Source organism: Rhodoferax sp. GW821-FHT02C08 (genome assembly GCF_059421805.1).
Map to the genome: position 1 here is coordinate 1 of NZ_JBWKVR010000014.1, position 12,808 is coordinate 12,808.

Consider the following 12,808-nt stretch of genomic DNA (forward strand, 5'->3'; position numbering starts at 1 on the left):
CACAACTGGATGAAACACCAGTATGGCGCATCTGAACCAAAATTCAAGTCTGTCTGAGGCAGGTAGCTAATCAGGCTGTTTTTATAAATTCAAATGCTGGCCAGAATGCTGCGCGCCACGGCCTCGGCGACCTTGATGCCGTCCACACCGGCCGACAGGATGCCGCCGGCGTAGCTGGCGCCTTCGCCCGCCGGGTACAGGCCGCGCACGTTCAGGCTCTGGAAGTCTTCGCCACGCGTCATCTTCAGCGGCGAGGAGGTGCGTGTCTCCACCCCGGTCAGCACCGCGTCGGGCATGTCAAAGCCCTTGATCTTGCGGCCGAAGGCCGGCAGCGCTTCGCGGATGGCGGCGATCGCATAGCCGGGCAGGGCCGCATGCAGATCGCCCAGCTGCACGCCGGGCTTGTACGACGGCTCCACGCTGCCCAGCTGGGTAGACGCGCGTCCGGCGATGAAGTCGCCGACCAACTGGCCCGGCGCCTGGTAGCTACTGCCGCCCAGCACATAGGCGTTGGATTCCAGCTGGCGCTGCAGCACGATGCCGGCCAGCGGGTGCACTTGTTGGCCGGGGCCGGGCGCGGGCTGTGCCACATCGCCCAGCGTGGCGGCCCAGGCTGCCGGGTCGTGGGGGTAGTCTTCCGGCGTGATGCCGACCACGATGCCTGCATTGGCATTGCGCTCATTACGGGAATATTGGCTCATGCCGTTGGTGACTACGCGGCCCGGCTCGCTGGTGGCGGCCACCACCGTGCCGCCGGGGCACATGCAGAAGCTGTAGACAGCGCGGCCGCGTCCTTCACCATGTTGTGCGTGGTGCACCAGCTTGTAGTCGGCCGCACCCAGCAGTGGGTGGCCGGCGTGCTGGCCCCAGCGGGCGCGGTCGATCAGGCCCTGCGGGTGTTCGATGCGGAAGCCTATGGAAAAGGGCTTGGCCTCCATGTAGACGCCGCGTGCGTGCAGCATCTGGAAGGTGTCGCGCGAGCTGTGACCCAGGGCCAGGACGACCTGGTCGGCGCGCAGCTGGTAACTCTGGCCAGTGGCCTGGTCCAACACGGTGAGGCCGCGCATGTGTCCATCTTCGATCTGCACGTCGGTCACGCGTTGCTCGAAACGGATTTCGCCGCCCAGGGCGATGATCTGCTCGCGCAGGTTCTCCACCACTTTCACCAGTTTGAAGGTGCCGATGTGCGGGTGCGCGGCGATCAGGATTTCCTCTGGCGCGCCGGCCTTGACGAACTCGCGCATCACCTTGCGGCCCAGATGGCGCGGGTCCTTGATCTGGCTGTACAGCTTGCCGTCCGAGAAGGTGCCGGCACCGCCCTCGCCAAACTGCACATTGCTCTCGGGCTTGAGCACGCTCTTGCGCCACAGGCCCCAGGTATCCTGGGTGCGCTGGCGCACCGTGGTGCCGCGCTCCAGCACGATGGGCTTGAAGCCCATCTGCGCCAGCACCAGGGCCGCGAAGATGCCGCAGGGGCCAAAGCCGACCACCACCGGGCGCACCGGCAGATCGGCGGGGGCCGTGCCTACCGGGTAGTAGGCCATATCGGGCGCAGGGCGCAGGTGCGGGTTGTCCGGGTGGCGGCGCAGCAGTTCGGCTTCTTGCGCGGCATCCACCAGCGCCACGTCCACGATGTAGACCTGCATCAGCGTGGCTTTGCGCGCGTCGAAGCTGCGCTTGTGGATGGTGAAGTGGGCGATTTGCGCCGGCGCCAGGCCCAGGGTGTGGGCGACCAGGGCGGGCAGCGCGTCCTCGGCGTGGTCGAGGGGGAGTTTGAGTTCGGAAATGCGGATCATGGGGTGCCTAAAGGCTTGTAGTTATCAAGCAAGAGGGGGCGATTTTACGAGAGCAGGGTGGATTCAGCCATGTACTGTGCGCGAGTCTGGAGGGGCCTGCTCCCGGTCGTGCATGCCGTAGTCGCGCACCACTTGGGCCACGCGCAACCGGTAGCCAGCAAAGATCTGCTGCCGCCCGGCCTCTTGCGCCTGGCGGTGACTGTCCAGCTGGCGCCACCGTTTGACGGCTTCCTCGTCGCGCCAGAAGGACAGCGACAGCAGCTTGCCGGGCTGGCTGAGGCTGCTGAAGCGTTCGACGGAGATGAAGCCGTCCATCGCCTCCAGCTGTGGGCGCAGGGCGGCGGCGGTGTCCAGGTAGGCATCCATGTGCTCGGGCTGGGGCTGCACTTCGAAGATCACGGCGATCATGCTGCGCCCTCCACGGCCTGGGCCGGCACGCCCAGGGTGCCGTCCACCACTTCGACAAAGCTGCGTTCCTCGCGCAGGATGAACTTGTGGGCCTGGGCGAAGGCGAAGTTGGCGCGGCCCTCGGCGTCGGTCCTCAGCCGGGCCCGGTAGCGCTCGTAGGCGGCCAGCGAGTCGAAGGCGATCAGGCCCCAGGCCTCGTAGTTACTGCCCTCCAGCGGCAGAAAGTAGCCGACCAGGTGGCCGCCGCAGCGGGGAATGATGCGGCCCCAGTTTTCGGCGTATTGCTGGAAGGCATCGCGCTGGAACGGGTCGATTTCGTAGCGTATGCAGCAGGTGATTTTCATGGAACAGCTTTCAGTGGTGGTGCGGCTAACGATAATGGCTTGACGCCATGAAATGGTTCGCTGAAGATCGAACCATGAAAGACGGACCCAGCATTGCCCGTATCGCCGCGTTGATCGGCGACCATGCCCGCGCCGAGGTGCTCACCGCCCTCATGGCCGACCGCGCGCTCACCGCCACCGAGCTGGCCGGCATTGCCGGCGTGACCAAACAGACCATCAGCGCGCATCTGGCCAAGCTGGTGGAGGCCGGACTGGTGGTTGTGGACAGCCAGGGCCGGCACCGCTACTTCCGCCTGGCGGACCACGACGTGGCGCATTTGCTGGAGTCTTTGATGGGTGTGGCTTTTCGTACCGGCGCGGTGCGCCTGCGCTCCAGCCCGCGCGAGCCGGCCCTGCGTAAGGCGCGCATCTGCTACGACCATCTTGCCGGTGAAATGGGGGTGCTGGCCTACGAGGCCTTGCTGGGCCGGCAGCTGTTGCAGGCCCAGGCCAGTGGTGTGCAGCTCACAAAGTCAGGCTACGGCTGGTTTACCGCGCTGGGTGTGGATGCGGCGGCTGCTCAGGCGCAAAAGCGCGCTTTTTGCCGGCCCTGTCTGGACTGGGGCGAGCGCCGCCACCATCTGGGTGGCGTCTTGGGGGCGGCATTGCTGCAGCGCATTTATGCATTGGGCTGGGCTCGGCGCGATGCGGATTCACGTGTGATCCGCTTCACACCGCCGGGCGAACAGGCGTTTCGTGCGCTGATGGCCTAATTAGGCCGCCGGCGCTTAGCCGGCGCGTACGACACCGCAGGCGATGCGCGGGCCGGAGTTGCCTGTGGGTTGGGTGGTGTAGTCGTCCGCATCGCGGTGCACGATCAGGCCGTGGCCCACAACGTCGTGCGGGCCGCTGCCCACCGACAGGCTGGTGGACTCAAAACTGAATTTCGCCACGCCTTGGGCATCGGCTTGCAGGCTGGGCAAGTCGCCCGCGTGGTGCATGGCGCTGCTGGCTGCCCCGTGGGCGTGGCCGTCAGGATTGAAGTGGCCGCCAGCGCTCATGCCGTCACCGCTGGAGCAGTCACCCTTTTCGTGCAGGTGAAAGCCCAGCGTGGCGTTGGGCGCCAGGCCGCTGATGCTGCCGCTAACCAGCACCTTGCCTGGCAGCTGCTTGAACTGCACAGTGCCGGTGGCGGTATTGCCTTTGGTGGGCTGCAAGGGGGCGCTGGCCATGGGCGCCGGCGGCGTGCTGGCGCAGGCGGCGAGCAGGCCGATGGAGGCAAGAGCGTAAAACGGGTGGTGGCGCATGGCGGACTCCTTAGGCATTGCGGGTTGACAAGCAGCCTGCATGCTAAACCCAATGCGTCGGCCTCAGGAAGCTGTCAGGGCTTCTGAAGGGGATATTGACCGCATCTCAAATGGGCGCGCGGCTGGGCGTCAGGAGGCGTGTCGCCGCCACACCAAGAGCCGCTCCCGGATATCTTCTTCATCCTGTTGGGCTTGCAGTGGTTTGACCAAGTCGCTACGGCTGACGATGCCGACCAGGCGCTGTGATTGGTGGTCGGCCAGCACGGGCAGGCGCTCCAGCCCGTGTGCCGCCATGCGCCGGGCTGCCGTGCGGCAGGTTTCCTCCGGCAAGGCGGATACAGGTGTTGCCTGGGGGAACAGATCACTTGCAAGCTGCGCCGCGGGGGCTGGGTTTGCCAAGGTATGGATGTCCAGCATGCCTACGTAGCGGCCATCGGCCTGGACTACGGCAAAGGCGCGGTGCTGCTGTTGGGCGCCAAACCAGCGTTCTGGAATGTCGGTTAGCGGCGTGCTGGCCGGTATGGTCTGCACCTGGCGGGTCATGGCTTCATCGACGCGGGTACGTTCCAGCGGGTCCATACCGTATTCCCGGTGCACGTGGCGGCCCCGGCGGTCCAGGCGCTCGGTCATGATGGAGCGGCGCATCAGCAGCACGCTCAGGCCGTGCGACACCGTACATGCCAGCAGCAGCGGCAGCAGGGCGTTCACGTCGCCCGTCAAGCCGACAGCAAAGACCGTGGCCGTCAGCGGTGCACCCAGCGCACAGGCCAGCATGGCTGCCATGCCCACCAAGGGCCACACCGCGCCGTCCGTGCCTGTCCAACCGTGCGCCAGCACCGCGCCCATACCCGCTCCCAGCATCAGCAGCGGCGCCAGCACGCCACCCGAAGTGCCCGAGGCCAGGGCGATCACCCAGATGATGGCCTTGACCGCCAGCAGGGCCAGTATGCTGGCCAGCAGCAGGCGCTGGTTCAGCAGGTCGCTGATCACGTCGTAACCCACGCCAAGGGCCCGGGGCTGCAGCCAGCCGCCCAGACCCACGGCCAAACCCCCGATGGCCGGCCACCACATCCAATGCAGGGGCAGGCGGTGGAAGGCGTCCTCCATCGCATACAGCGCGTTGGACAGGCCGGCCGCCAGCACTGCGGCCAGCAGCCCCAGCAGCATGCAGGCGAGTAGGGTCGGCCAGCTGGCGACCTGGGTTTGCAGTGGAAACAAGGGCCCGGCCTCCAGCAGCAGTGGCCGTACAAAGCCCGCCACGGCGCATGCGATGGAGACGGCTAGCAGGCTGCGCGGGCGCAGCTCAAACAGCAGCAGCTCCACGCCCAGCAGAACGGCGGCCACAGGGGTTCCAAACACGGCCGTCATGCCCGCCGTAGCGCCCGCGACCAGCAGGGTCTTGCGTTCCGATGCCGACAGGTGGAAGAGCTGGGCCAGCAGCGAGCCCAGGGCGCCGCCGGTCATGATGATGGGGCCTTCGGCGCCGAAGGGGCCGCCCGAACCTATAACGATGCCCGACGCCAGCGGCTTGAGTACGGCGACCTTGGCCGACATGCGGCTGCGGGCAAACAAGATGACTTCAATCGCTTCAGGAATGCCGTGGCCGCGGATTTTTTCCGAGCCAAACCGGGCCATCAGGCCGACCAGCAAACCACCGACCACCGGAGGCAGGATGCTCCATGCGCCGAGGTGGTTTGCTGCGGGTGACTGGTCTGCAGTGGATAGCGTCTGGAAGAAAAATAGATTGGTGCAGGTGTGGATCAGCGTCAGCAGCAGCCAGGCCGCCAAGGCGCCCAACACGCCTACGGGAACGGCCAGGCCGGCGGTCAGCAGCATGCGCCGGTCTGCGGCGTAATCACGGTTGGGGGTCGCGGTGTGGTCCATATCAGTTTGCTGTTGTGCTGGCCGGGCCCAGGTGGGCCAGGCTGGTTTCGTACAGGGCGGCCATCACATCGGTTTGCGTGACCATGCCCACCAGGCGGCGCTGGGCGTTGACTACCGGTATGTGGTGCAGGCCCGCATCGGCCATCAGCGACACCAGCTCACCCAGCGGCGTGGTGTCAAAGGCCGTGGTGACCGGTGTGGTCATGATCTGGCCCACCACTTCGGCCTTGCTGGAGTGCGTGTGCGGGGTGCGCAGCAGCAGGGCACGCAGCCGCGTGGACAGGCCTGGATAGCCATGGTCATCAATCTGGCGCAAAAAGCTGGAGCGCGTGACGATGCCGATAACCCGTCGCGCCCGGTCCAGCACAGGTAGGGCTTGCACCTGGTGGGTGTGCATGCTGTCCCAGGCTTCGGCCAGCTCGGTGGCGAACTCGGCGGACAGCACATCCTTGGACATGATGTCGCTGCATTGTTTGGCACCAAAGCGCCGGCGAAAGGCCTGTGTTTCCGTGCGGTGGAATAGCGTTTCCAGGTCGTCAAAGCTCACGTCCAGCACCTGGTTGTAGTCCTTCAGCACGGTCTGCAGGTCTTCAGGCGTGAAGCCCAGGCGAGCGGTGGGTACGGCATCGCTGGTGTGGTGCGGATGCGGGGCGTCGGCGCGCTGGGTGTGTGGGTAGCGGCGGCCGGTGACTTTGTTGTAGAGCAATGCCGCCAGCAGCAGGAGTGCCGTGTTCAGCGCCACCGGATTGGCAACGAAGCCATAGCCTGCTGCATGGATTTGTGGCCCACCCAGCACGGCGGTCAGTGCTACCGCACCGCTGGGCGGATGCAGGCATCTCAGCCAGAACATGGCTGCGATGGACAGGCTGATGGCCACGGCTGCAGCCGCCACCGGCATGGGGATGAGCTTGGCGCAGCTGACGCCGATGACAGCTGCGAGCAGATTACCCCCGGTAATGGACCAGGGTTGTGCCAACGGGCTGGCCGGCTGGGCAAACAGCAGCACGGCTGATGCGCCCATGGGCGCGATCAGCCAGGCGGCGGCCAGGGTCAGACCCATGGCCTGGGTGCTGAGCCAGCCGGTCAGTGCGATGCCGATCAATGCACCCAGGCTGGCCCGCAGCCGCTCGGCGTTGTTGACCGAGGTGGTCGCGGGGTAGAGGTTCAACAGCCACAATGGAGGGGAGAGCTTCATGCGATATGGATGCCACACAAAACTGCAATTACATCACATTGTGATGTAATTGCCTGCCTTGACCGAACCTATGCCCCCACGCCCCAAGACCCTTGCCAAAGCCGACTTCGAGGCTCTATCGGAATTCCGCTACCAGCTGCGCCGGTTTCTGCGTTTCAGTGAGGACGCCGCCCAATCCGAAGGGCTGACTCCGCTGCAGTACCAGTTGCTATTGCATATCAAGGGCTATCCAGGGCGTGAATGGGCCACGGTGGGCGAGCTGGCCGAGCGGTTGCAGACCCAGCAGCATGGTGTGGTGGCACTGGTGTCGCGCTGTGAGGCTGCCGAGCTGGTGACCCGCTCAGCCAGCGCTGTGGACCGGCGGCAAGTGGAGGTGCGGCTGACGTCCAAGGGCGATACCTGTTTGCGCCGCCTGGCCGAGCTGCACCACAAGGAGCTGCAGTCACTCAGCGGTGGCTTTCAGGTGGCAAATATTTCGGTGTTCAACGACCAGTTGTGAAGCTGGCGTATGCATTTTTACGCTACCTGGTGCCTGAGTAGCAACTTGTAAAGGCTGTGTGATCGGCTTGCGTGTCTTTGTATGTGACGGGTAAACTTCCATTCACGCCTGCGCAGCCACGCAGAGGCCGCTTCCTTATCTACCAACCAGCCGGGGACGTATGAGTATTCAGCGTACAAATGGCGTATCCAGATATGCCCAAGTGCTTGCAGCACGCGCCTCCAGCAGCAATATCGACAAGTATGGGGTGGTGGGGGCTGCGGCCATTGGTGTGACCGATGCCGTCGCGCAAGGCGTGCAGAGCCTGGGGAACGGCATCAAGTCGGTGGCGCAAAGCACAGTCAATCTCGAAAACGCAGTGCAGTCGGTTTACAAGGGTGTGACCCGTGGGGGACTCGCATCTGCCAGTGCCATTGCGGCCTATTCCACCGGAGCCGCTGCAGCGGTCAAGAACACGCTCAGCAAATTAGTGTGACCGCAGGGGAGGGCGCCCCTGCTTCTTTTGATCAATTGGCCAGTAACTGGCGCAGCACAAATGGCAGGATGCCGCCGTGTTGGTAGTAGTCCACCTCAATAGGTGTATCGATGCGCAGGCGTACGGCTACGTTTTGCTGCGTGCCATTGGCGCGGTGGATCACCAGTTGCACATCCATTTGTGGCTGCAGCGCGCCGTCTACCAGCACGTCAATGGTTTCGTCGCCGCGCAGGCCCAGGCTTTGCCAGCTGTCGTCTCCTTTGAACTGCAGCGGCAGTACGCCCATGCCCACCAGGTTGGCGCGGTGGATGCGCTCAAAGCTGCGGGCAATCACGGCTTTGATGCCCAGCAGCTGCGTGCCCTTGGCCGCCCAGTCGCGGGACGAACCCGTGCCGTATTCCTCGCCGCCAAACACCACGGTGGGCACACCTGCCGCCATGTACTTTTGCGCTGCGTCGTAGATGAACAGCTTCTCGCCGCTGGGTTGATGCAGCGTCAGCCCGCCTTCGACCTGTGAGCCGTTGGCGTCTAGTGGCAGCATCAGATTCTTGATGCGCACGTTGGCGAAGGTGCCGCGCACCATTACGTCGTGGTTGCCGCGGCGCGAGCCGTAGCTGTTGAAGTCGGCTTTGGGTACCCCGTTGGCCAGCAGCCACTGGCCGGCCGGTGATTTCTCGGCAATCGAGCCAGCCGGCGAGATGTGGTCGGTGGTGATGGAGTCGCCAAACAGTGCCATGGGGCGCGCACCGGTAAAGCCCGCAGCTGCTACGGCGGGCTGTTGGGTGAAGCCGCCAAAGAAGGGCGGTTCGGCAATGTAGGTGGACTGCGGCCAGTTGTAGACCTGGCCGGTGACGCCCTGGATGCTGCTCCACAGCGCACCGGGTTCGGCCTTGACCTTGTCGTAGTTGGTGCGGAAGGACTGGGCGTTCATGGCGTAGTGCAGCTTTTCGTCGATCTCAGCCATGCTGGGCCAGATGTCGCGCAGGTACACGTCTTGGCCCTTGTTGCCCTTGCCCAGCGGCTGGGTAGCCAGGTCGGTCATCACATTGCCCGCGATGGCATAGGCCACCACCAGCGGAGGCGAGGCCAGGAAGTTGGCCTTCAGGTTGGGGTGGATGCGGGCTTCGAAGTTGCGGTTGCCCGACAGCACGGCAGCACACACCAGCTTGTTGCCAGTGATGGCAGCATTGATTTCGGGTGTTAGGTCACCTGCATTGCCAATGCAGGTGGTGCAGCCATAGCCCGCCAGGTAGAAGCCCAGCTTTTCCAGGTAGGGCAGCAGGCCGGCTTTTTCCAGGTATTCGGTGACGATGCGTGAGCCGGGTGCCAACGAGGTCTTGATGTGCGGCAGCACCGTCAGGCCGGCTTCTACGGCCTTTTGGGCCAGCAGGCCTGCTGCCAGCATGACGCTGGGGTTGGAGGTGTTGGTGCAGGAGGTGATGGCGGCAATCAGCACGTCGCCATTGCCGATGTCCACGCCGCCGCCGGATGGCAGTGGGTAGCGCGACAGCAGGGTTTCGGCCGGCTGGTTGAAGCCGTTGGCTTCATTGGGTTGGCTGTACAGCGTGCTGAAGGTGCTGGAGAGCTTGTCCAGATCGATGCGGTCCTGCGGACGCTTGGGGCCGGCTAGGCTGGGGACGACGGTGCCCAGGTCTAATCGCACGACTTTGCTGTAGTCGATATCGCCCGGGTTGGGCATGCCGAATAGGCCTTGCGCCTTGTAGTAGGCCTCGAACAAGGCAATTTCGGCATCGGTGCGGCCCGTACCCTTGAAGTAGGCCACGGTCTTGTCATCCACGGGGAAGAAGCCCATGGTGGCGCCATATTCCGGTGCCATATTGCCAATGGTGGCGCGGTCCGGCACGGGTATGGACGCCGCGCCAGGGCCGAAGAATTCGACAAACTTGCCCACCACCTTCTCGGCGCGCAATATGTTGGTGACAAACAGCACCAGGTCGGTGGCGGTCACACCTTCGCGCAGCGTGCCGGTCAGCTCGAAGCCCACCACGTCCGGTGTCAGCATGTACACCGGCTGGCCCAGCATGGCGGCTTCAGCCTCGATGCCGCCCACACCCCAACCCACCACGCCGATGCCGTTGATCATGGTGGTGTGGCTGTCGGTGCCGACCAACGAGTCGGGGTAGTACACCGGTGCGGCAGCCGTGTCCTTGGGGTTCTTGTAGACACCGCGCGCCAGGTATTCCAGGTTCACCTGGTGCACGATGCCAAAACCAGGCGGCACTACGCGGAAGGTGTCAAAGGCCTGCATGCCCCATTTCATGAACTGGTAGCGTTCGTGGTTGCGCTGGAATTCCAGCCTCATGTTCAGGTCCAGCGCCTGGGGGGTGCCGTAGTAGTCCACCATCACCGAGTGGTCTACCACCAGGTCTACCGGCACCAGCGGCTCTATGGTCTTGGGGCTTTGTCCCAGCGATGCGGCTACGCTGCGCATGGCGGCCAGGTCGGCCAGCAGGGGGATGCCGGTGAAGTCCTGCAGCACCACGCGGGTCACGACAAAGGGGATTTCATCGGTGCGCTCGGCAGTGGGGGACCAGTGCGCCAATTGCGCCACGTGCTCGGGCGTCACCTTTTTGCCGTCGCAGTTGCGCAGCACCGATTCGAGCACGATGCGTACAGATACCGGAAGTCGATTTACGCTGGGGAACCGCTTGGCCAGCTCCGGCAGCGACCAGTACTGGCCGGACTCACCCGTAGTGGTGGTGAATGTTTGCAGGGCGGGCGCGAACGCGTGGGGAGATGGGGCTGTCATAGAGGCTCCTGTTTTTTGACACAGGTTCCAACATAGCAGGCTTCGATGAACCTGGTTGTCAGCAGGGATGCCGTTTACCGACGGCGGTGGTCGGTGCGGGATAGGCCATCGGCAGCGGCATGTCGTCGATGGCCTGGTCTAGCTACTGCGTGGTGGCTACGGCAGCCGCTCCCGTACCTGCGGCATAACTTCCGGTCTGCGTCAGGGCGCCTGTGCTGCTATTGATGCTGTAGGTCGAGACAGTGGCGGCGTTGGAGTTGGCTACGTAGACAAATTGGCCCGTGGGGTCGGCGGCCACTGCATACGGTTTGCTACCGGTGGCAAAGCTTCCTACCGTGGTCAGTGCCCCTGTGCTGGTGTTGATGCTGTAGGCGGTCACGGTGTCGGCCTCCGAGTTGGCCACATAGAGGAACTTGCCCCGCGGGTCTACCGCTACCGAGCGGGGTGCCGTGCCTGCGGTGTATGTTCCCACGGTGGTCAATACTCCGGTGCTGGTGTTGATGCTATAGGCCGAAACCGTGTTGTTGAAGCTGCCGAAACCGAAGTTTGCCACATAGGCGAATTTGCCGGTGGGGTCTATAGCGATTGAGCGGGGGCCTGAGCCGGTTGCTACTGTGCCAATGGCCGTCAGCGTGCCGGTGCTGCTATCCACTGTGTAGGCGGAAACCGTGCCGTCGCTGTAATTGCTGGCGTAGGCGAATTTACCCGAGGGATCCACTGTGACGGAGCGCGGACTGGTTCCCGTTGCGACCGTTCCAAGTGTTGTCAAGGCGCCAGTGGTCGTGTCCACGGTGTAGCTGGAAACCGTGTTGTCGATGGAGTTGGCCACATAAGCGAATTTGCCCGAGGGAGCGAGGGCAACAGTGGTTGGGTTATTGCCGGTCGCGGAGCTGCTGCCAACAGTACTCAAGGCGCCGGTGCTGGTGTCAATGGCGTAAGTCCACAGGGTGTTGTCATTGAAGTTCACCACATAGGCAAATTTGCCCGACGGCGCAACCACTACCGAGTCAGGAGCTACGCCTGTCGTATAGGCGGCGCCTACCGAGGTCAAAGCCCCCGTGTTGGTATCGACCGTGTAGGCCGACACCGTATTTGCACCGCTATTTGCCACGTAGGCAAATCGCACTGAAGGTGTGGTGCAAGTCACCGCGATATTGGTGACGGACGCACTGGCCGTACCGCTACCGTTACTGACGGTGCAGGTCTGGCTGGGCAAGCTTGGCTGGCTACTGACTGTGACGCTATAGCTGGCCCCCACGGCCAGGGCCGTGGCCATGGTGAAACTGCCGTTTGCGGAGATGGCGAGGTTGTCGCCCGCGTTGTTTTGCAGCACCAGGCCTGAGCCCGTGAGGCCGCTTACGGTGCCTCCTATGCTGACGGTGCCAGAGGTACCGCTGCTACTGCCACCGCCGCCACTGCCGCAGGCGGCCAAGCTAATGGCAAGAGCTAGCGCAAAAGTAGTTGGCGCGCATGCGCGAAAGAAGCTTGTTGAGATGAGGGAGTTTTTCATGGCCTGTCTTTTTGCACAGGCAACAATTGCCGGCTTTTTAGAATACCGTGAAATTGGAATTCTTTGCGTTTGTATATGTAAACTTTACGTATTCGACGTGGTCAAAACCCCGGTTTTTAGCGGGTCAGTACATAGTCCGCCAGGTAGCGCCAGTCTGGTACGGGTACTTTTTTGGACGAGTGACAGATGCTGAGCCGGTCCAGCACGATCTCACGCCCCACGTATTCATCGGCCAGTTCCTGGCACAGCCGGGCGTTGTCCGGTTGCGCTTCGCCATAGGCCAGGCTCAGGTGGGGAAAGGGTGACAAGCCTAGCTCTGTCTGGCTGAAGGCTTGTGCCGCAGCCTGCATTCCCTTGAAGGCGGTGCAGGGGGCAAAGCGCAACACCATACAGCGGAAGAAATGCGGGCTGCATTCCACTGCCTCCACCCGCCAGCGCTGTGCCGGTATTTTGCGTGCCAGGGGCGCCAGCATGTGGCGTAGTGCGTCCAGCGGCTGGGCCAGGTCGCCCTGCACCGTCACGTGCGGGGCGAAGCGCTCGCTGCCGCGCAGGGCCGCCAGGCGATCAATCGTCTGCAGCAGCGCGGCTTCATCCGGTGCTGCGGGGCGTAGCCAGATGGAGTATTCAGCTGGCACCACCAT

12 protein-coding genes are annotated in these 12,808 nt (G+C 63.8%); 3 read left to right on the plus strand and 9 right to left on the minus strand.

Annotated elements, in window-relative coordinates; translation table 11 throughout:
- Positions 1–89 precede the first annotated feature (89 nt).
- From AC07VY_RS16915 to AC07VY_RS16925, 3 genes are all read right to left on the minus strand, one after another.
- Positions 90–1,796, minus strand: coding sequence for an NAD(P)/FAD-dependent oxidoreductase (locus AC07VY_RS16915; protein ID WP_495098582.1), 1,707 nt, complete (start codon positions 1,794–1,796; stop codon positions 90–92).
- A 63-nt stretch (positions 1,797–1,859) separates the two neighbouring features.
- Positions 1,860–2,204 carry an antibiotic biosynthesis monooxygenase family protein gene (locus tag AC07VY_RS16920; RefSeq protein WP_495098581.1) on the minus strand — a complete coding sequence of 115 codons (345 nt, stop codon included), beginning with the start codon at positions 2,202–2,204 and terminating at the stop codon, positions 1,860–1,862.
- Complete coding sequence (locus AC07VY_RS16925) at positions 2,201–2,548, minus strand: NIPSNAP family protein (protein WP_495098580.1); 348 nt, start codon at positions 2,546–2,548, stop codon at positions 2,201–2,203. Before AC07VY_RS16925 ends, AC07VY_RS16920 begins: the two co-directional genes overlap by 4 nt.
- Before the next feature lie 74 nt (positions 2,549–2,622).
- On the opposite strand from AC07VY_RS16925, the gene AC07VY_RS16930 reads away from it, so the two are divergent.
- The gene (locus AC07VY_RS16930; RefSeq protein ID WP_495098579.1) at positions 2,623–3,300 is read left to right on the plus strand and encodes an ArsR/SmtB family transcription factor; all 678 of its coding nucleotides are present in this window, start codon (positions 2,623–2,625) and stop codon (positions 3,298–3,300) included.
- A 15-nt stretch (positions 3,301–3,315) separates the two neighbouring features.
- On the opposite strand, the gene AC07VY_RS16935 is transcribed toward AC07VY_RS16930, so the two are convergent.
- The 3 genes from AC07VY_RS16935 to AC07VY_RS16945 form a co-directional block, all read right to left on the minus strand.
- Entirely contained in the window at positions 3,316–3,834 is a 519-nt protein-coding gene (locus AC07VY_RS16935) for a superoxide dismutase family protein (RefSeq protein WP_495098578.1), read from the minus strand.
- A 129-nt stretch (positions 3,835–3,963) separates the two neighbouring features.
- Positions 3,964–5,718: a chloride channel protein gene (locus AC07VY_RS16940; RefSeq protein ID WP_495098577.1), complete on the minus strand. Its 1,755-nt coding sequence runs from the start codon at positions 5,716–5,718 to the stop codon at positions 3,964–3,966.
- Position 5,719: 1 nt separating this feature from the next.
- Positions 5,720–6,913 carry an HPP family protein gene (locus AC07VY_RS16945; protein WP_495098576.1) on the minus strand — a complete coding sequence of 398 codons (1,194 nt, stop codon included), beginning with the start codon at positions 6,911–6,913 and terminating at the stop codon, positions 5,720–5,722.
- Positions 6,914–6,983: 70 nt separating this feature from the next.
- Here AC07VY_RS16945 and AC07VY_RS16950 point away from each other — a divergent pair, with 70 nt between their 5' ends.
- Both AC07VY_RS16950 and AC07VY_RS16955 read left to right on the plus strand, forming a co-directional pair.
- Positions 6,984–7,412 (plus strand): MarR family winged helix-turn-helix transcriptional regulator, encoded by a 429-nt coding sequence (locus AC07VY_RS16950; RefSeq protein WP_495098586.1) that lies wholly within the window; start codon positions 6,984–6,986, stop codon positions 7,410–7,412.
- A gap of 202 nt (positions 7,413–7,614) precedes the next feature.
- A complete protein-coding gene (locus tag AC07VY_RS16955; RefSeq protein WP_495098575.1) occupies positions 7,615–7,887 on the plus strand; it encodes a hypothetical protein in 273 nt (90 codons plus the stop codon).
- 31 nt (positions 7,888–7,918) lie between these two features.
- Here the strand turns inward: AC07VY_RS16955 and acnA are convergent, their stop codons facing one another.
- The 3 genes from acnA to AC07VY_RS16970 form a co-directional block, all read right to left on the minus strand.
- A complete protein-coding gene (gene acnA / locus AC07VY_RS16960) occupies positions 7,919–10,657 on the minus strand; it encodes an aconitate hydratase AcnA (protein ID WP_495098574.1) in 2,739 nt (912 codons plus the stop codon).
- A 142-nt stretch (positions 10,658–10,799) separates the two neighbouring features.
- Positions 10,800–12,167: a lactonase family protein gene (locus tag AC07VY_RS16965; protein WP_495098573.1), complete on the minus strand. Its 1,368-nt coding sequence runs from the start codon at positions 12,165–12,167 to the stop codon at positions 10,800–10,802.
- A gap of 116 nt (positions 12,168–12,283) precedes the next feature.
- Positions 12,284–12,808: a 2'-5' RNA ligase family protein gene (locus AC07VY_RS16970; protein WP_495098572.1), complete on the minus strand. Its 525-nt coding sequence runs from the start codon at positions 12,806–12,808 to the stop codon at positions 12,284–12,286.

Excerpts from the sequence above, each read along its gene's own strand:
- acnA (WP_495098574.1), bottom strand. The coding sequence starts at position 10,657 with ATGACAGCCCCATCTCCCCACGCGTTCGCGCCCGCCCTGCAAACATTC.
- AC07VY_RS16935 (WP_495098578.1), bottom strand. The coding sequence starts at position 3,834 with ATGCGCCACCACCCGTTTTACGCTCTTGCCTCCATCGGCCTGCTCGCC.
- AC07VY_RS16940 (WP_495098577.1), bottom strand. The coding sequence starts at position 5,718 with ATGGACCACACCGCGACCCCCAACCGTGATTACGCCGCAGACCGGCGC.
- AC07VY_RS16945 (WP_495098576.1), bottom strand. The coding sequence starts at position 6,913 with ATGAAGCTCTCCCCTCCATTGTGGCTGTTGAACCTCTACCCCGCGACC.
- AC07VY_RS16970 (WP_495098572.1), bottom strand. The coding sequence starts at position 12,808 with ATGGTGGTGCCAGCTGAATACTCCATCTGGCTACGCCCCGCAGCACCG.
- AC07VY_RS16920 (WP_495098581.1), bottom strand. The coding sequence starts at position 2,204 with ATGATCGCCGTGATCTTCGAAGTGCAGCCCCAGCCCGAGCACATGGAT.
- AC07VY_RS16950 (WP_495098586.1), top strand. The coding sequence starts at position 6,984 with ATGCCCCCACGCCCCAAGACCCTTGCCAAAGCCGACTTCGAGGCTCTA.
- AC07VY_RS16965 (WP_495098573.1), bottom strand. The coding sequence starts at position 12,167 with ATGAAAAACTCCCTCATCTCAACAAGCTTCTTTCGCGCATGCGCGCCA.
- AC07VY_RS16915 (WP_495098582.1), bottom strand. The coding sequence starts at position 1,796 with ATGATCCGCATTTCCGAACTCAAACTCCCCCTCGACCACGCCGAGGAC.
- AC07VY_RS16925 (WP_495098580.1), bottom strand. The coding sequence starts at position 2,548 with ATGAAAATCACCTGCTGCATACGCTACGAAATCGACCCGTTCCAGCGC.
- AC07VY_RS16930 (WP_495098579.1), top strand. The coding sequence starts at position 2,623 with ATGAAAGACGGACCCAGCATTGCCCGTATCGCCGCGTTGATCGGCGAC.